Source organism: Dactylosporangium sp. CA-139066, from assembly GCF_050936175.1.
Taxonomy (GTDB): domain Bacteria; phylum Actinomycetota; class Actinomycetes; order Mycobacteriales; family Micromonosporaceae; genus Dactylosporangium.
In genome coordinates, this window is sequence record NZ_JBNJNH010000001.1 from 9093354 (window position 1) to 9109462 (window position 16109).

The 16109-nt window shown below is 76.1% G+C and carries 17 protein-coding genes; 10 read left to right on the forward strand and 7 right to left on the reverse strand.

Annotated elements, in window-relative coordinates; translation table 11 throughout:
• Positions 1-70: 70 nt before the first annotated feature.
• Together ACQEVU_RS41640 and ACQEVU_RS41645 are read left to right on the forward strand one after the other, a co-directional pair.
• Positions 71-1336, forward strand: a complete 1266-nt coding sequence (locus ACQEVU_RS41640) for a hypothetical protein (RefSeq protein WP_433333740.1) — start codon at positions 71-73, stop codon at positions 1334-1336.
• Complete coding sequence (locus tag ACQEVU_RS41645) at positions 1279-2256, forward strand: hypothetical protein (protein WP_433333742.1); 978 nt, start codon at positions 1279-1281, stop codon at positions 2254-2256. Before ACQEVU_RS41640 ends, ACQEVU_RS41645 begins: the two co-directional genes overlap by 58 nt.
• Positions 2257-2278: 22 nt before the next feature.
• Here the strand turns inward: ACQEVU_RS41645 and ACQEVU_RS41650 are convergent, their stop codons facing one another.
• Positions 2279-4885 carry a GNAT family N-acetyltransferase gene (locus tag ACQEVU_RS41650; RefSeq protein ID WP_433333744.1) on the reverse strand — a complete coding sequence of 869 codons (2607 nt, stop codon included), beginning with the start codon at positions 4883-4885 and terminating at the stop codon, positions 2279-2281.
• 33 nt (positions 4886-4918) lie between these two features.
• On the opposite strand from ACQEVU_RS41650, the gene ACQEVU_RS41655 reads away from it, so the two are divergent.
• Together ACQEVU_RS41655 and ACQEVU_RS41660 are read left to right on the forward strand one after the other, a co-directional pair.
• Positions 4919-5194 carry a DivIVA domain-containing protein gene (locus tag ACQEVU_RS41655; protein WP_433333746.1) on the forward strand — a complete coding sequence of 92 codons (276 nt, stop codon included), beginning with the start codon at positions 4919-4921 and terminating at the stop codon, positions 5192-5194.
• Positions 5187-5378, forward strand: coding sequence for a hypothetical protein (locus ACQEVU_RS41660; RefSeq protein ID WP_433333748.1), 192 nt, complete (start codon positions 5187-5189; stop codon positions 5376-5378). The genes ACQEVU_RS41655 and ACQEVU_RS41660 overlap by 8 nt, the downstream gene beginning before the upstream one ends.
• A 5-nt stretch (positions 5379-5383) precedes the next feature.
• Here the strand turns inward: ACQEVU_RS41660 and ACQEVU_RS41665 are convergent, their stop codons facing one another.
• Together ACQEVU_RS41665 and ACQEVU_RS41670 are read right to left on the reverse strand one after the other, a co-directional pair.
• On the reverse strand, positions 5384-6565 hold the full coding sequence (locus ACQEVU_RS41665) for an acetoin utilization protein AcuC (protein WP_433335288.1): 1182 nt from the start codon (positions 6563-6565) through the stop codon (positions 5384-5386).
• A complete protein-coding gene (locus ACQEVU_RS41670) occupies positions 6556-7365 on the reverse strand; it encodes a sulfurtransferase (RefSeq protein ID WP_433333750.1) in 810 nt (269 codons plus the stop codon). Before ACQEVU_RS41670 ends, ACQEVU_RS41665 begins: the two co-directional genes overlap by 10 nt.
• A gap of 54 nt (positions 7366-7419) precedes the next feature.
• Between ACQEVU_RS41670 and ACQEVU_RS41675 the strand changes: the two genes are divergently transcribed.
• Genes ACQEVU_RS41675 through ACQEVU_RS41685 form a run of 3 tightly spaced genes read left to right on the forward strand, consistent with a single transcriptional unit; the run spans position 7420 to position 9451 of the window.
• On the forward strand, positions 7420-8100 hold the full coding sequence (locus ACQEVU_RS41675) for a metal-dependent transcriptional regulator (protein ID WP_433333752.1): 681 nt from the start codon (positions 7420-7422) through the stop codon (positions 8098-8100).
• A 12-nt stretch (positions 8101-8112) separates the two neighbouring features.
• Entirely contained in the window at positions 8113-8493 is a 381-nt protein-coding gene (locus tag ACQEVU_RS41680) for a winged helix-turn-helix transcriptional regulator (RefSeq protein WP_433333754.1), read from the forward strand.
• A gap of 19 nt (positions 8494-8512) precedes the next feature.
• Entirely contained in the window at positions 8513-9451 is a 939-nt protein-coding gene (locus ACQEVU_RS41685) for a hypothetical protein (RefSeq protein ID WP_433333756.1), read from the forward strand.
• On the opposite strand, the gene ACQEVU_RS41690 is transcribed toward ACQEVU_RS41685, so the two are convergent.
• Both ACQEVU_RS41690 and lhgO read right to left on the reverse strand, forming a co-directional pair.
• Complete coding sequence (locus tag ACQEVU_RS41690) at positions 9438-9974, reverse strand: hypothetical protein (protein ID WP_433333758.1); 537 nt, start codon at positions 9972-9974, stop codon at positions 9438-9440. The genes ACQEVU_RS41685 and ACQEVU_RS41690 overlap by 14 nt on opposite strands.
• Before the next feature lie 10 nt (positions 9975-9984).
• Entirely contained in the window at positions 9985-11166 is a 1182-nt protein-coding gene (gene lhgO, locus ACQEVU_RS41695) for an L-2-hydroxyglutarate oxidase (protein WP_433333760.1), read from the reverse strand.
• Positions 11167-11256: 90 nt separating this feature from the next.
• Between lhgO and ACQEVU_RS41700 the strand changes: the two genes are divergently transcribed.
• Positions 11257-12294 carry a lysylphosphatidylglycerol synthase transmembrane domain-containing protein gene (locus ACQEVU_RS41700; protein WP_433333762.1) on the forward strand — a complete coding sequence of 346 codons (1038 nt, stop codon included), beginning with the start codon at positions 11257-11259 and terminating at the stop codon, positions 12292-12294.
• Here ACQEVU_RS41700 and ACQEVU_RS41705 read toward each other — a convergent pair.
• Positions 12261-13001, reverse strand: a complete 741-nt coding sequence (locus tag ACQEVU_RS41705; protein WP_433333764.1) for an SDR family oxidoreductase — start codon at positions 12999-13001, stop codon at positions 12261-12263. The genes ACQEVU_RS41700 and ACQEVU_RS41705 overlap by 34 nt on opposite strands.
• Positions 12998-14044, reverse strand: a complete 1047-nt coding sequence (locus ACQEVU_RS41710; RefSeq protein WP_433333766.1) for a LysR family transcriptional regulator — start codon at positions 14042-14044, stop codon at positions 12998-13000. Before ACQEVU_RS41710 ends, ACQEVU_RS41705 begins: the two co-directional genes overlap by 4 nt.
• A 73-nt stretch (positions 14045-14117) precedes the next feature.
• Between ACQEVU_RS41710 and ACQEVU_RS41715 the strand changes: the two genes are divergently transcribed.
• Positions 14118-14903, forward strand: a complete 786-nt coding sequence (locus ACQEVU_RS41715; RefSeq protein ID WP_433333768.1) for an NAD(P)-dependent oxidoreductase — start codon at positions 14118-14120, stop codon at positions 14901-14903.
• Complete coding sequence (locus ACQEVU_RS41720; protein WP_433333770.1) at positions 14900-15304, forward strand: RidA family protein; 405 nt, start codon at positions 14900-14902, stop codon at positions 15302-15304. The genes ACQEVU_RS41715 and ACQEVU_RS41720 overlap by 4 nt, the downstream gene beginning before the upstream one ends.
• Positions 15305-16109: the final 805 nt, after the last annotated feature.

Sequence of the window (16109 nt, forward strand, 5' to 3'; positions counted from 1 at the left end):
CGGGCACACCGCAGATCGGCCGGACAGGGCCTGGGCACAGCCTGAGCATCGACGTCCTACAATTCGGCCGGTGGCGTTCGGTTTACGGCGGCGGGCCCTGCTGGCGGCGTGCCGCGACGGGCGGGAGCTGCGCGGCGGAATCCTCGACGCGGGTGTACTGCGGGACTGCTGCCTCGACGCCACCCGCCCGATCGACCCGAGGGGCCTGCGGCTGCACGGCGTGCACGTGCGCGGCCGGCTGGACCTGGCGGGCGTCGACGCCGCGTTCCCCCTCGCCTTCACCGGCTGCACGTTCGACGAGGCGCCGGACCTGACCGGCGCCTCCGTGCGCGGGCTGGCCATCACCGGCTCGCCCCGCCTGCCGGGGCTGCTGGCCGACGGCCTGCGGGTCGCCGGCGACCTCGACCTGTCCGGCTCGCGGATCGCCGGCGCGCACCGGGGCGGCGGCCGCGTGCCGGCCGCGGTGTGGCTGCGCGACGCCGACGTGGGCCGGCGGCTGCTGCTGCTCGGCACCGCCATCGACGCCGGCGGCGCCCGGGCGCTGCACGCCGACCGGATCCGGGTGGGCGGCAACGCCCGCCTGGCGAACGGGTTCGCGGCCGGCGGCGACGTCCGGCTGCCGGGCGCCCGGATCGGCGGCTCGCTGGACCTCGGCGGCGCGCGCATCGCCGGCGGGCGCGCCTGGCCGGACGAGCGGCCCGCCGTCGCGGTGGACCTGGGCGAGGCGACGATCGCCGGCAGCCTGTTCCTCGCCGGGCATCCCGCCGACAGCGCCGTCGAGACCCGGCTGGAGGGCCGGTTCGTCGGCGGCAACCTCGCGGTGGCCGGGCGGATGGTCATCCGCGGCGCGGTGCTGCACGGGCCCGGCGGGGAGCCGGCGCTCACCGCGCCGCGGCTGACGGTCGGTGGCGCGCTGAACATCGAGGGCGGGTGCCGGTTCCGGGGCGGGATCGACCTGTCGTACGGCGACCTCACCACCGTGACGATCGGCGGCGACTGCGCGATCGACGCGCCCGGGCGCATCGCCCTCGACCTGCGGGGCGCCGAGGTCCGCTCGCACGTCACGCTGCGGCCCGCGTCGCCGTCGCGGGCACGGTGCGGCTGGCCGGCGCCCGCGCCCGCGGCGACGTCGTCATCCGGGACGTGCGGCTGCGCGCGCCGCGGCCGGGGCACGCGCTGGTGTCGGCGGTCGGGGCGACGATCGACGGCTCGCTCGACGCCGACGGCGCGGTCCTCGACAACCCGGCAGGGCGCACGCTCGACCTGCAGCAGGCGGTCGTGCGCGGCTCGGTCCGGCTCGTGGACGACTTCTCCTCGACCGGCTTCGTCGCGCTGAACCGGTGCGCGATCGAGGGCCGGCTGAGCCTGCGCGGCGGGCGGTTCACCTGCCCGGGGCGCGGCGACGACAACCCGGGCGGGCACGCGGTGCAGGCGGTCGGGCTCACCGTGCGGGGCTACACGCGGCTGCGCTGGGCCCACCTCGAGCCCAGCGTCGACTTCCGCAACCTGACCACGAGCGTGCTCGACGACGACCCGGACGAGTGGCCGGAGCGGTTCGTCGTGTCCGGGATGACCTACGAGCGCTTCGGGGACCTGCGCTGGGACCGGGCCGCCCGGCTGCGGTGGCTGAGCCGGCAGGCCGAGTACGACGCCGGGCCCTACGAGCAGCTGGCGCGGGTGTTCCGCCAGCACGGGTACACCTCGGACGCCGAGGCGATCCTGATCGAGCGCCGCCACCGGGAGCGCCGCGCCGCTCCCCGCCGCCGGTGGCACCCGCGCGCGGCGCTGAGCGCGCTGTACGGGCTGCTGGTCGGCTACGGCTACCGCCCGGGCCGCACCGCGTGGCTGCTGCTGGCGCTGCTCGTCGCCGTGTCGGCGTCGCTGTACGTGCCGGGCATCCGCGACACGCTGCGGGCCACCGACCCGCGGGGCAACGCCTACGCCGTCGACGGGCGCGTCGTGACCGTCGACGGCGGCGACACCGGCCCGGCGGGCCCGGACGCTGCGCGGTCGGCCCAGGCGCCCCGGGCCGACCCGTGCGGCGACGGTCAGGTCCGCTGCTTCGACCCGGTCCTGTACGCCGTGGACACCGTCGTCCCGCTGATCTCGCTCGGCCAGCGCTCCACCTGGTACCCGAACCCGCACGCGCCGCTGGGCCGCCTCGCCGAGTGGTGGCTCAACCTGGCGACGCTGCTGGGCTGGGTGCTCAGCACGATGTACGCCCTGTCGTTCACCAGACTCGCCCGGACCGCGTGAGCGCCGGGCCGGGGCGGCCCGCTCAGAGCCGGCGGGGCCCGCTGTCGGGGCGCGGCTGGTGCGTGGCCAGCTCGGCGCTCGCGTGCAGCACCGCCAGGCCGGACGGGCGGGCCAGCACCGGGTTGAGCGTCAGCGCGGACAGCGACGGCTGCTCGTCGACGAGCCGGCCCACCCGCAGCAGCAGGTCGGCGAGGGCGTCGAGGTCGACCGGGGCGGCGCCGCGGTAGCCGGTCAGCAGCGGGGCGGCGCGCGGGGCGCGGACCAGCGCGGCGGCGTCGCGGTCGGTGAGCGGGACCGGGCGCCAGGCGCGGTCGCCGAGCAGGTCGGCCGCCTCGCCGCCCAGGCCGAAGCCGACGACCGGGCCGAACGCGGGGTCGTCGACGACCTCGACCACGCAGGCCACGCCGGGGGCGACCATCGGCTGGACGACGACCTCGACGCCCAGGCCGAACAGGCGCTCGAGCTCGCGGTACGCCTCCTCGACGGCCGCCGCCGAGCCGAGGCTCAGGCGGACGGCGCCCAGGTCGATGCGGTGCCGCCACGGCCTCGTGGCGACCTTGAGCGCGACCGGGTACCCCAGCTCGGCGGCCACCGCGGCGACCCGCTCCCCCGCCGCCCAGCGCGACGGGACGACCGGGATGCCGTAGGCGGCCAGCAGCTCGTCGGCCTCGCCGCGGTCGCGGGCACCGCGCTCGGCCAGGCGGGCGGCGACCTCGGTCCCGCGGGCGGTGTCGACGCCGGGCAGCGACGGCAGCGCCCCGACCGGCTCGCGGCGCCACGCGGCGTAGCGGGCGACGCGGCCAAGGGCGCGCACCGCCTCCTCGATCGCCGGGAACATCGGCAGGGCGGGCGGGTCGGCGTCGCCGTAGCCGGGCGCGACCGTGAACGACGGGTCGGCCGGGGCGACGACGGCGACCGGGCGCGGCGCGCCGGCCGTGGACACCCGCAGCAGCTCGGCGACGCCGAGCTTGTCGTCCTCGGCGAGGGCGGGCGCGTAGGCGGCCAGGACGATGTCGGCGCGCTCGTCGTCGAGGGCGGCGTGCACGGCCCGCACGAAGTCCACGTCCGACACGGCCGGGCCCAGGTCCAGGGGGTAGCCGTCGGCGACGCGCAGGCCGGCCGCCGGGGACTTGGCCACGGCGAGCACGCCGAGGGCGGCGGCGTTGGTGACCACGGCGACGCGGTCGCCGGCCGGCAGCGGGCGGCCGGCGATGAGCAGGCCTACGTCGAACAGCTCGCCGACGGTGTCGACGCGGATGACGCCGGAGCTGGCGAAGAGCGCGGCCACCCCGCGGGCGTCCGGCCCCACCGTGACGGCGTCGAGGGCCGGCGGGCGGACCGGGCTCGCGACCGCGGCGACCGGCTTGCGGCGGGCCAGCTCGCGGGCGATCCGGGCGAACTTGCGCGGGTTGCCGAACGTCTCCAGGTACAGCAGGACGGCGTCGGTGTGCGGGTCCTCGCGCCAGTACTGCAGCGCGTCGTTGCCGGACACGTCGGCGCGGTTGCCGGCCGACACGAACGACGACAGCCCGAGGCCCCGCCGGTCGGCCTCGGCCAGCAGCGCCGTGCCCAGCGCCGCGGACTGGCTGAAGAACCCGACCCGCCCGGCCCGGGGCAGCAGCGGGGCGAGGGTGGCGTTGAGCCGCACGCCCGGGTCCGTGTTGGCCACGCCGAGGCAGTTGGGGCCGACGAGGCGCATGCCGTGGTCGCGCACGGCCCGCAGCAGCGCCGCCTGGGCCTCGGCGCCGGCCGGCCCGGACTCGGCGAAGCCGGCCGAAACGACGACCAGGCCGTGGACGCCGGCCGCGGCGCAGTCGGCGACGACGGCGGGCACCGCGTCGGCGGGGACGGCGACGACGGCGAGGTCGATTCCCGCGGTACCGCTGAGCGACGTCACGGCGGGCAGGCCGCCCACGACCCGGGCGGACGGGTGGACCGGGACCAGATTGCCGGCGAAGCCGGCCGCCTTGAGGTGGGACAGGAGCGCGGCGCCGATGCCGGAGCCGCCCGAGCGGGCGCCGTAGACCGCGACGCCGCGCGGGTTGAGCAGCCGGCCGATCGAGCGGGCCTCCGCGCGCTGCTCCCGGTCGCGCTGCACGCGCATCGAGTCGGGGGTGGCGGCGATCGGGAACCACAGGTGCACGACCCCGTCGGCGAACTGGCGCTCGATGTGGAAGCCGGCGGCCATGAACACGCGCAGCATCGCCCGGTTCTCGGGCAGCACGTCGGCCTCGAACTCGGTGATGCCCTCCTGGCTCGCCGCGGCGACCAGGTGCTCGATGAGCACCGAGCCGATGCCCCGGCCCTGGTGGGCGTCCTCGACGACGAAGGCGACCTCGGCCTGGTGGGAGCCGGCGCCGAGGCGGTCGAAGCGGCCGACGGCGATCAGCTCGCCGGCGTGCTCGATCACGAACGCCTCGCGGTCGTGGTGGTCGACGTTGACGAAGCGGTCCAGGTCGCGCTGGGGGATCCGGGGGTACGCCGAGAAGTACCGCAGATACCGCGTCCGATCGGAGAACCGGGAGTGCAGCGCGACGATCCGATCGGCATCGTCGGGCCGGATCGGTCGCAAGTGGACGGTGGTCCCGTCCGAGAGCAGCACGTCGGCGGCGCGGTCGTTCACTCGCATAGTTTCCCACCCGTTTGGGTTACCGTGTCTGGCATGATGCTGACCCCGGCGGATGTGCAGGCCCTGCGGTTCGCCAAGGCGCCGTTCGGCAAGCGCGGGTACGACGAGGACGAGGTCGACCAGTTTCTCGACGTGGTCGCCCAGACGCTGATCGCCCTGCACGACGAGCTCGACACGCTGCGCGGCGCGCACGACGTCGCGGCCCCGGCTCCGTACGGCACCTCCTCGGCCGCGGAGACCGAGATGCTCGCCGAGCTCGACCGGATCAAGCAGCGCCTGACGCGGCTCGAGGCAGCGGTCCGTGGCTAGGCCACTTCACGAGAACCTGATTCGAACCGCGCTCGCGACCGCCGGCTGCGGCGAGCACCGCGAGGGGCTGGTGCTGTACTTCATGCGGGCGGGCACCTGCGCGATCTGCCTGCGCGACGTCAGGGCGCTGGCCGGCCTGGACCTGGCCGGGCGCGACGTGGCGGCGGCGGTCGACCGGCTCTGAGGGCGTCAGTCGCGGGGGTCGTGCGGGTCGAGGCCGAAGGACGGGAAGACCGCGTTGCGGGTGGCCATGATCGCGCGGTCGACCTGGGACGGCGTGTCGCCCGGCACCCACGGGGTCCAGGTGGTCGAGCCGCCGTCGGTCATCGTCGCCGGGACCTGGTGGCGCGGGCGGCGGGCCCGGGCCAGCTCCTGCCAGGCCGGCGGCGTCGGCGAGGCCGGGTCGAGCGGGTCGCCGGTGAGCACGGCCAGCAGGTGGGTCCAGGCCCGGGGGACGCATTCGACCAGCGCATATCCGCCGCCGCCGCTGGCGACCCACTTGCCGCCGGCGGTCTCCTGCGCGAGGTCGCGCAGGGCGAGGTACGCCGCGCGCTGGCCGTCGACCGTGAGGCGCAGGTTGGCCAGGGGGTCGTGGTGGTACGTGTCGGCGCCGCACTGCGTGAAGAGCAGCTGCGGCTGGAAGGCGCGCAGGATGCCCGGGACCACGGCGTGGAAGGCGCGCAGCCACAGCTCGTCGGTGGTGCCGGGCGGCAGGGCGACGTTGACCGCCGAGCCGGGCGCGGCGGGGCCGCCGGTCTCGTCGGGGAAGCCGGTGCCGGGGAACAGGGTGCGCGGCGACTCGTGCAGGCTGATCGTGAGCACCCGCGGGTCGTCGTAGAAGACCTCCTGGACGCCGTCGCCGTGGTGGACGTCGATGTCGACGTACGCGACGCGCTCGGCGCCCAGCTCGAGGACGCGCTTGATGGCGACGGCCGGGTCGTTGTACACGCAGAAGCCCGACGCCCGGGCCGGCATCGCGTGGTGCAGGCCGCCGGAGATGCTGACCGCGCGCTCGGCCTCGCCCCGCCACACCGCCTCGGCCGCCCGCCGGGTCGCGCCGGCGATCAGGGCGCTCGCCTCGTGCATGCCCTCGAACGTGGGATTGTCCGACGTACCGAGGCCCATGATCGACACGCGGCGGCCCGTCGAGGCCGCCTTCACCACCGCGATGTAGTCCGGGTCGTGGACGGTGGCGAGCATCGCGTCGGTCGCCGCCTCCACGGGCTCGACCACGACGCCGGGGCGGTCCAGCACGCCCAGCTCCCGGGCCAGGGCCATGGTCAGCTCGACGCGGACGGGGTCGAGGGGATGATCGCCCATGTCGTACGCCAGGAGCCGCTCGTCCCACACCACCAAGGTGCTCATGCGGATTCGCCCTTCGCAACGGTACGGCCGGGATCCGTGATCCAGTGGCTCCACGATCCCACGTACAGGGCGGCCGGCACCCCCTGCTCATACAGCGCGAGCACCAGCTGCGACGCGGTGACGCCGGAGCCGCAGTAGGCCCCGACGCGCTCGCCGGCGACGTCGAGCGGGCGGAGCAGCCCGAACTCGTCGACGGTCTCGGCGGCGGGGAGGTTGCGCGCGCCGGGGATGTGGCCGGCGACGGGATCGACCGGCTCGGTCTCCCCGCGGTACCGCTGGGGGATCCGGGCGTCGAGGAGCACATTGCCCGGGTCGGCCGCCTCGGCCTCGGTCCACACCGGCATCCCGCCCGGGCGGACCGTGACGTCGCCCGGGGCCGGCTCCGGCGTGTCGGTCGTCACGGGTTGGCCGGCGGCGACCCAGGCCGCGAAGCCCCCGTCGAGGACGCGGACGTCTTCGATGCCCGCCCACCGCAGCGTCCACCAGGCCCGCGCGGCGGAACCGGTAGGATTGACGCCGCCTGCGTCGTACACCACCACCGGTTGACCGGCGCGGACCCCCAGTCTCCGCAGCGCGGCCTCCAGCGCGGCGGGATCGGGCAGCGGATGGCGCCCACCGGCGCCGGGCTGTCCACAGAGGTCTTCGTCGAGGTCGGCGAAGACCGCGCCAGGCAGGTGGCCGGCCGCGTAGGCGACCCGGCCGTCCTTCGCGAGGGTCCAGCGCACATCGAGAACAGTCGGCGGTTGGACGGACCGCACCAGCTCGGCGAGCACGGCAACGTTCAAGATCGCCCGGTTGGTTGTCACGCTCCAATCTTGTCGTACGCAGCGGGTAGCATCGCGTACCGGGAGGGCAAGGCAGTGAACGACCTGGTTGACACGACTGAGATGTACCTCAAGACCATCCTCGAGCTCGAAGAAGAGGGTGTGGTGCCCAAGCGCGCCCGCATCGCCGAGCGCCTGCACCAGAGCGGCCCCACCGTCAGCCAGACCGTCGCCCGCATGGAGCGCGACGGCCTGCTCATCGTCGAGGGCGACCGCCACCTGGCGCTGACCGACCAGGGCCGCGAGCACGCGGTCGCCGTCATGCGCAAGCACCGCCTCGCCGAGCTGCTCCTCGTCAACGTCATCGGGCTGCCCTACGAGCAGGCCCACGAGGAGGCGTGCCGCTGGGAGCACGTCATGAGCGACGCCGTCGAGCAGCGGGTCTACGAGCTGCTCGGGCGGCCGACCCGCTCGCCCTACGGCAACCCGATCCCGGGCCTGGACGCGCTGCCGGGCAGCGGCACGGCGGACGAGGCGCCGGACCCGGAGCGGAATCTGGCGTTCCCGGGGCTGGCGGGGTCCGTCGTGGTGAGCCGGATCTGCGAGTCGGTGCAGACGGACGCGGACGTGCTGCGGCAGCTGCACACGGCCGGGATCGACCCGGGGGCGACGGTGACGGTGGCGCAGGAGCGCGACGGGGTCAGCATCGACCGCGCCGGTGAGCGGATTCGGCTGCCGCGCGAGGTCGCTTCGCGGGTGTTCGTCGCGGCGGCGTAAGCAGGTGGGGGAATGTCCGCTCTCTGGCCTGACGATCCTCCCCCCTGTGCGCCGTCGGGCTGTTCCGTCGAGGAAGTGGTTGATCGAGTCGGCTCCAAATGGAGCGTCAGCATCTTGATCGCCGCTTCCTCCGGGCCCGTTCGGTTCACCGCCCTGGAGCGGAGCATTCCGGGGATCAGCCGGCGGATGCTGACCCTGACCCTGCGCAACCTGGAGCGGGACGGGCTTATCGTGCGCACGGTCTTCCCGACCATGCCGCCCCGCGTCGAGTACTCGCTCACGCCCATGGCGGCCGAGCTGCAGGCCGCGCTCGTGGCGCTCGTGGGGTGGGCGCAGCGGCATCGGGGTGAGATTGCGGATGCGCGGGCGCGATACGACGAGCGGGCCGAGTGACGCTTCCTAGGTTGAGGCGGTGGCGTTTGAGGACGAGGAGCTCGGCAAGGCGCTCGTGGCGCTCGAGGACGACGGGGATGCCACCGCGGCGCTCGAGCTGATCGCCTCGACCGGCTCCGATGTACATCGGCGGGAGCAGGTCGTCAGCGTGCTCGGCGGCGCCGGGGTGGCCCGGCTGGAGCTGCTGCGGGGTCTCGCCGCCGCGCAGGCCTACCGGGGCGAGCGGTGGCTGCTGCTCGGGGCCGCCCTCGCGGCCGCGGCCTGGGAGGTTCGCGAAGGCCGCGGGTCCGGCCGGCGCCTCGACCGGCGGATCCAGGCGCAGCAGGCGCTCGTCGCCGAGGCGCGGACCGCGCTGCGGCAGGCCGCGGCGTTCGACCGGGACGACGCCGTGGCGTGGAGCGAGCTCGCCGGGGTCGTGATCGGGGCGCCGCTGCACGTGACCGAGCCGGCCGACGCGTTCAAGCGGGCCTGCGTGCTCGTGCCCGACCTCTATCTCGCGCACGCGCGGCATCTCGTCGGGCACACCCGGCGGTGGTACGGCACGCCCGACCGGGTGCTCGCCTTTGCCCGCACCCGCGCGGCCGGGCGGCCCGACGGGCATCCGCTGCACGCGCTCATCGCCCTCGCGCACATCGAAGGGTGCGTCGACGGGCTGCTGCGCGGCAACGTCGTCGGGCGGGCGTGGCGGGCGTGGCGGTACCTCGGGGATCCCGACGTGCGGCGCGAGACCGACGCGGCCGCCGACCGGCTGCTCGCCGGCGACGACGCGCATCCCTGGGCGATGGCGGCGCACCAGGCGTTCGCGGCGCTCTACCACCAGGGCGGCGACGACGGGCGGGCGCGGCCGCACCTGCTGCGGGGCGGCGACCGGCCCACCGTCTGGCCCTGGCGCTACTTCGGCGATCCCGAGCGGCTCTTCGCCAGGGCGCGCAGCCGGGCCGGCGTCACAGGCTGCTGAGGTCGATCAGCTTCGCCAGCTCGACGAGCTTCGGCATCGCCTCGCCGGCCTTCTCGTCCGGGGTGCCGGGCGCCAGGCGCAGGGACAGCTCGATGATGCGCTTGTTGCCGGCCAGCCAGCCGACCTCGACGCCGGGGCCGGCCTTGTCCGTGGGCGGGGTCTGCATCTGGTACCCGGTGACGCCCAGGCCCTGGACCGCGGTCGCGTCCTTCGGCTGGATCATCGTGCCGAAGACGTCCGCGCCGATGGTCGTGGTGCTCACCGACAGCACCAGGTCCGGGTAGCTGGCGTGGGCCGCCTGCAGCACGCAGCTGAACGTGTTGTCCTGCTGCGCGCCGGCGGCGACGCTCAGGTTGAGGCCCAGCTTCGCGTTGACCATGCCGAAGTCCAGCAGCTGGCAGGCGCCGCCGGCGTCGGCCGCCTTGGCGGTCGTGGCCGGCGCGGACGGGTTGGCACCGGCGTTGTCGCAGCCCGCGACGAGGCCGGCGGCGAGGGCGAGGAGGGCGAGGAGGACCCGGCGCACAGCGGGCACCCTATACCGGAAGCCGCGCGGTGATGTACTTGGCGATCTCCAGCGAGCTGGTGGCGGCCGGCGACGGCGCGTTGAGCACGTGGACCTGGCGGCCCTCGGCCACGATGAGGAAGTCGTCGACGAGGTCGCCGGCCGGCGTGATCGCCTGGGCCCGCACGCCCGCCTCGGCCGGCACCAGGTCCTCGGCGGTCACCGCTGGCACCAGGCGGGCCAGGCTCTGCGCGAAGCGGCGCTTCGACAGGGAGCGGCGGACCTCCGTGAGGCCGTACCGCAGATGCTTGCGCGCCAGGTGCCACAGGCCGCCGTAGGTGGCGGCGTCGGCCACGTCGCGGGGGCGGATCTTCCCCCACGTGTAGCCCTCCCGGGCCATCGCCAGGACCGCGTTCGGGCCGGCGTGGACGCTCCCGTCGACCATTTTCGTCAGGTGTACGCCCAGGAACGGGAACTGCGGGTCCGGCACCGGGTAGATGAGGCCGTTGACCAGGTGACGCCGATCGGCGCGCAGCTCGTAGTACTCGCCGCGGAACGGGATGATCCGGGCCGGCGGGCGGATCCCGGCCATCCGGGCGACCCGGTCGGCGTGCAGGCCGGCGCAGTTCACGAGCACGTCGGCGACGATGTCGCCGGTGGTGGTGCGCACCACCACCTCGCGCTCGCTCGCCCTGATGCCCACGACGGCGGTGTTGAGCCGCAGCGTCGCGCCCGCCTTCTCGGCGATCTCGGCGAGCTTCACGCACACGGCCTTGTAGTCGGCGATGCCGGTCGAGGCGACGTGGATGCCCTCGACGCAGGCGACCTCCGGCTCGTACTCCCGCGCCTCGCCCTGGCTCACCATCCGCACCGGCAGCCCGTTGGCCTGGGCCCGCTCGAACAGCGCGTGCAGCCGCGGCAGCTCCCCCGCGTCGGTGGCGACGATGAGCTTGCCGGTGACCTTGTGGGCGATCCCGTGCTCCGCACAGAACTCGACCATCGATGCGGCGCCGGCCTTGCACAGGGTGGCCTTGAGGCTGCCCGGCTTGTAGTACACCCCGGCGTGGATCACCCCCGAGTTGTGCCCGGTCTGGTGCGCGCCCCAGGCGCTCTCCTTCTCCACGACGGTGACCCGCGCGTCGGGCCGGTCCAGCACCAGCCGGTGCGCGGTGGCCAGCCCGACAATTCCCCCACCGATGACCACGTATCGCACGCTGACTCCTCTGACTGGGATCGCTCGCATCTTAGGGCTCTTCTGTGACCGTCCGAGTCGGTCGTGCGGACCGTGCTAGCGTGACCGACCGTGAGTGGAGCTGCAGTGGATGCCGCGCCGGCTCCGCCCGCTGTCAAGAAGCCGTGGCGCTCCCGGGCGATCCAGGTGGTGCGCATCCTCGCCGCGCTCGGCATCGCCTACTTCATCGTGGCCACCACGGTCCGGCAGTGGAGCGAGGTGTCGGACACGTTCCGTCACCTCTCCTGGCCCTCGCTGGGCGCCTCGCTCGCGGCCGCGGTCGCCTGCCTGTGGGCGACGATGATGGCCTGGCGGGCGATGGTCGGCAGCCTCGACCACCCGCTGCGCATCCGCGACGCCGCCCCGATCCAGCTCATCGGCGCCCTCGGCAAGTACCTGCCGGGCACGGTGTGGGCGTACGTGGTGCAGATGGAGCTGGGCCGGCGGGTCGGCGTCTCCCGCGCGAAGGTCTTCATCGGCTCGGCCGTGGTCACGGGCCTGGGCGTGACGGTCGGCCTGGTGCTGACCTCCCCCGGCTTCGGCGTCGCGTTCGACGGCGCCGACGCCACCACGCACCAGACCTTCGCCGCGATCGCGGTGTGGTGCGCCGTGATCCTCCTGCCCTTCGGCCTGGTCTGCTGCTATCCGCCGCTGCTGACGTACCTGGTCAACCGCGCGATGCGCCTCCTGCGCCGCCCCGCACTGGACCGGCCGATCACCTGGCGGGCCGTGCTGGTCTCCAGCCTGTGGTGCGCGATGGGCTACCTCGCCGCCGGCGTCCACATCTGGTTCCTGGTCCGCGCCCACATCCCCGGCGTGGCCCACGGCCTCATCGGCAGCGTGTTCGCGATGGCCCTCGCCATGAGCATCAGCACCTTCGTGATCGTGGCCCCGTCGGGCCTTGGCGCGCGCGAGTTCCTGATGGCGATCGCGCTGGCCGGCCTGGGCGTGGCGTGGCCGGCCGCGTGGGCCGTGACGCTCGTGTCCCGCCTGCTCTTCACGATCGCGGACGTGGCGGCGGCCGGCGTCTCGGCCGCGGTGGGCCTGCGCCGGATCCGCCACACCCCCGACCCGGCTCAGGACCCCGAGGCGAAGCGGCCGGCCAGGTAGTCCTCCCACGTCCGCGTGCCGAGCGCGCGGTCCGGGGCCAGGTGGCCGCCGTCGCGGTAGGCGCGGAAGATGCGGCCCGGCACCCGCAGCGGCAGCAGCACGCGGCGCCGGCCGGCGGCCTTCGTGTACGCCCGGATCACGTCACGGCCGTGGCGGACCTCGGGGCCGCCGAAGTCCTCGACGACCGGGGACGGATCGGCCGCCAACGTCGCGGCGACCTCGGCCAGGCGCGTCGCCACCTCCCCGACCTCGACCGGCTGGACGGAGCAAGACGGGTACAGGCCGACCGGCGCCGCGGTCAGGGCGCGGGCCATGGTGAAGACCAGGTCGTGGAACTGCGTCGCGCGCAGGATCGACCCGCCGCGGGACCGCACCATGGTTTCGATCTCGTACTTCTGCCGGTAGTACGGCAGCGGCACGCGGTCCACGCCGACGATCGACACGTACAGGATGTGCTGGCCGGGGCGCATGGCCCCGAGCAGGTTCTCGGCCGCGCGGACGTCGCGGCGCCCGTCCGTCGCGGCGTGGATCACCAGGCCGACGCCGTCCAGGGCGGCCGCCAGGCCCTCCCCCGTCAGCAGATCGGCGTGGGCGTGGCCGGGGGCCCGGCGGCTCAGGCCGCGCGCGTCGAGGTGGCGGGCGGACAGCTCGCGCATCAACGGGCGGCCCAGCGTTCCGGTGGCGCCCGTGACCAGGATCGTGTTCATGGCAGCTTGGACGGGCCCGGCGGCGAAACGTGACGCAGTGTGGCCACCGTCTCATCCTGCAGGATCGCCAGGAAGCGGGCCACCGTGGCCGGCACCGTGCGGCCGGCCAGGGTCGCGGCCTGGATGAGCCGCGGCGGGAACTCCGCCGGGTCGAGCGGAAGCAGCCGCAGACCGGCCGGGACGACGGCGGCGGCCAGCGCCGGGACCAGGGTCACGCCGAGGCCCGCGGCCACGAAGCCGAACTTCGCCGTCCACTCGCGGACCACGAACTCGATGCGCGGCTCGAACCCGAGCCGCGCGCTCGCCCCGAGCAGCGTCTCGGCGGGCCGCAGCGAGCCGGCCACCCACGGCTCCCCGGCGAGGTCGGCCCAGCGAACCACGGCGCCGCGCCCGGCCGGCGCGTCGTCGGCGCCGGCGGCCCGCGCCCGGGCGGCCCGGACGACCGGCGCGTGGGCGCCCGGCGGCCCGCCGGCGCGCAGACCCGGCCGGCGGCCGGCGCGGGCGGCCAGCCGGTGATCCGCGCGCACCGCCAGCAGGACGGGCTCGTCGGCCAGGTGGTGCCAGCCGAAGCGATCGTCGGTGAAGGGCCGGTCGGCGCTCGTGTTGACGAGGACCACGTCGGCGTCGCCGGCCAGCAGGGCCGACAGCAGGCGCATGGTCAGGCCCTCGACCAGGGAGACCTCGACGGCCGGGTGCTCGGCGCGGAAGCGGGACATGGCCCGCGGTACCACGGCGGCATCCGCGGTGGCGAAGGCCCCGACCCGCAGGCGGCCGGTCACGGCGTCACGCACGGCGTGGACCTCGCGACGGGCGGCGGCCAGGCGGTCCAGCACGGCCTCGGCGTGCGCCAGCAGGCAGCGGCCCTCCTCGGTGAGCGCCACCCCGCGCGGCAGCCGGTCGAACAGGCGCGCGCCGAACTCGGCCTCCAGGGCGGCCATCTGCCGGGAGACGGCGGACTGGGTGTACCGCAGCGTCGCCGCCGCCCCCGTGATCGAGCGCTGGTTCGCGACCTCGCGGAACACCTCGAGCATCTCCGTCTGCACATTCCCATTGTGCATCGCAGCCATGCCAGACATTCGCTGGTCGCATCGCGGGCCCGGCCCTAGCGTCGGTGCCATGAACGACATCGCTGTGCTCGGGCTCGGGCACATGGGGGCCGCGATCGCGGGCCGGCTCGCCGCGGCCGGATACCGCGTCACCGCCTGGAACCGCTCGCCCAGACCGCCGATCCCCGGCGTCCGCCACGTCGACGACCTCGGGTCGGTCGACGCCGGCGTGGTGATCACGATGCTGACCGACGGGGACGCCGTCGAGGCCGTCCTGGCGAAGCTCGCCCCCCGCGCCGGAACCGTCGTCGTCGACATGTCGACGATCGGCCCGGATGCGGTACGCCGGATCGCCGCCGGACTCCCCGCCGGCGTTGCCTTGGTCGACGCGCCGGTCGGCGGGAGCACGGGCGCGGCCGCCGCCGGGGCGCTGCGCATCTTCGCGGGCGGCGCCGACGCCGACGTCGCGCGGGTGGAGCTGGTCCTGGCCGCGCTCGGCACCGTCCGGCGCTGCGGCGCGCTCGGCACGGGCGCCGCGGTCAAGCTGGTCCTCAACGCGGCCCTGGTGACCGCGGTCGCCGGCCTGGCCGACGCGCTGACCGTCGCCGCCGCGGTGGGACTCGACCGGGAGGCGGCGGTGGCGGTACTGCGCGACGGCCCCCTCGGCTTCGCCACCGAGCGCACCCTGGCGCCCGGCGCCCCGGCCGCACACTTCCGCGTCGCCCTCGCCGCCAAGGACGCCGACCTGGCGATCGCCGCCGCCGGCCCCGACCTGCCGATGCTGGCTGCCGCGCGGACGATGATGGCTCGGGCCGTACCGGACGATGACCTGTCGGCCCTGGTGAGGCGGCCATGATCGTCTCGCTGGACAGCCCCGCCGGCGTAACCCCGCCGTCCGGCCCCTACTCGCACGTGGCACGCATCGACATCGGCGGCGGCGGCGCGCTGCTGTTCCTGGCCGGCCAGATCGCCGTCGACGACGCCGGCGCGATCGTCGGCGAGGGCGACATGGCGGCGCAGGCACGCCGGATCTTCGACGTGATCGGCGGCATCCTGGCCGCACACGGCGCCGGCTTCGGCGACGTCGTGCACATCCGGACGTTCGTGACCGACCTCGGCCTGCTGCCCGACTACGGCCGGGTGCGGCGCGAACTGTTCCCGGGCGTACCGCCGGCGAGCACCACCGTGGAGGTGTCCCGCCTGTTCCGCCCGGGCGCGCTGCTGGAGGTGGAGGTGACAGCAGCAGTCGGCACCTGACACGCGCGCGACGGCCTGCACCTGACGCGCGGCGCGCGGGCGGCGCGCGGCGTGGGGGCGCGGGCGGCGTAAGCGCGGACGGCGCACGCACGGGCGGCGCGGGCGGCGCGCGGGCGGCGCGCGGCGTGGGGGCGCGGGCGGCGTAAGCGCGGACGGCGCACGCACGGGCGGCGCGGGCGCGGGTGCGAAGGGTCCGCGCGGGCGCGAGCGAGCGGCGCGGGCGCGGGCGGCGCAGGTGCGGGCAGACGGCGCGCGGACGCAGGCGACGCGCGGGCGGGCGGCGTGGGCCCGGGCGCGGGCGCGCATGGGCGGCGCGGGCAGGCGACGCGCGGGCGGGCGGCGTGGGCCCGGGCGCGGGCGCGCATGGGCGGCGCGGGCAGGCGACGCGCGGGCGGGCGGCGTGGGCCCGGGCGCGGGCGCGCATGGGCGGCGCGGGCAGGCGACGCGCGGGCGGGCGGCGTGGGCCCGGGCGCGGGCGCGCATGGCGCGCGGGCGCGAGCAGGCCGCGCGCGGGCGCGGGCAGGCGACGCGCGGGCGGGCGGCGCGGGCCCGGGCGCGGGCGCGCATGGGCGGCGCGGGCGCGAGCGGGCGGCGCGCGGGCGCGGGCAGGCCGCGCGCGGGCGCGGGCAGGCGACGCGCGGGCGGGCGGCGCGGGCCCGGGCGCGGGCGCGCATGGGCGGCGCGGGCGCGAGCGGGCGGCGCGCGGGCGCGGGCAGGCCGCGCGCGGGCGCGGGCAGGCGACGCGCGGGCGGGCGGCGCGGGCGCGGACGCGCATGGGCGGCGCGGGCGGGGCGGCGCGCGGGCG

Excerpts from the sequence above, each read along its gene's own strand:
- ACQEVU_RS41650 (WP_433333744.1), bottom strand. The coding sequence starts at position 4,885 with ATGCGAGTGAACGACCGCGCCGCCGACGTGCTGCTCTCGGACGGGACC.
- ACQEVU_RS41655 (WP_433333746.1), top strand. The coding sequence starts at position 4,919 with ATGATGCTGACCCCGGCGGATGTGCAGGCCCTGCGGTTCGCCAAGGCG.
- ACQEVU_RS41680 (WP_433333754.1), top strand. The coding sequence starts at position 8,113 with ATGTCCGCTCTCTGGCCTGACGATCCTCCCCCCTGTGCGCCGTCGGGC.
- ACQEVU_RS41705 (WP_433333764.1), bottom strand. The coding sequence starts at position 13,001 with ATGAACACGATCCTGGTCACGGGCGCCACCGGAACGCTGGGCCGCCCG.
- ACQEVU_RS41715 (WP_433333768.1), top strand. The coding sequence starts at position 14,118 with ATGAACGACATCGCTGTGCTCGGGCTCGGGCACATGGGGGCCGCGATC.
- ACQEVU_RS41720 (WP_433333770.1), top strand. The coding sequence starts at position 14,900 with ATGATCGTCTCGCTGGACAGCCCCGCCGGCGTAACCCCGCCGTCCGGC.